At 56.4% G+C, this 606-nt stretch carries 1 protein-coding gene; it reads right to left on the reverse strand.

Annotated elements, in window-relative coordinates; translation table 11 throughout:
- Positions 1-96 precede the first annotated feature (96 nt).
- A complete protein-coding gene (locus EXE45_RS17425) occupies positions 97-327 on the reverse strand; it encodes a hypothetical protein (protein ID WP_137695075.1) in 231 nt (76 codons plus the stop codon).
- Positions 328-606 lie beyond the last annotated feature (279 nt).

Below are 606 nucleotides of genomic sequence, written 5' to 3' on the forward strand. Positions count from 1 at the left end.
CTGTGAGTGGTGTTGTTTGAGCCCCGAGTGCGTCTCGAACCTGCGGGAGCAGGCAGGACACTCGAACTGGCCAGTATCGGTTTTTACACCCATACTTCAGGTTTTGCGCGGGTCTGCCCTCTGCTCGTAGACCCCCGTATCCAGCAAGTTCTGGATGTGGTCGTGTTCCGAGAGGCGCTTCATCCGCCGGTTGACGTACTGGCGTGACACATCGGTCCCTTGCTTTTCTAAGAGCTTCTTCACCAGCGTTGGTGTCGCCCGGCCGTCGGCCAGCACGTCCAATATCTGGTGATCCAACTCGTTCAAATCCTCCTCGGTGAGCGTCATTGCCGTGGTGTTGCTGTCCACCATTTACAACAGTACCGTCTTTCGCCAACCACTTAGTTTCTTTTGTCACCTGCTGATAGGTGTTGCTAATAGCAACTACTAAGTGATTGGGGGATAGACTGTTGGGTAAGCACGGGTGCCTCACAGAAAGTGAGGCCGGTGTTAGAGCACCGACCCCGTGCTGGCTGAACCAGCATGTCCACGAAGACGACCGCCCGACTTGAAGACTCGGGCACCGACTGTCGTACCGACTCACTCCGCGCGGAGATCGCGACTGCT

The sequence above is a fragment of the Halorubrum sp. SP9 genome, assembly GCF_005435015.1.
Lineage (GTDB): Archaea > Halobacteriota > Halobacteria > Halobacteriales > Haloferacaceae > Halorubrum > Halorubrum sodomense.

What these genes read in the sequence shown, in the direction of transcription:
- EXE45_RS17425 (WP_137695075.1), bottom strand. Translation starts at nt 327, where the DNA reads ATGACGCTCACCGAGGAGGATTTGAACGAGTTGGATCACCAGATATTG.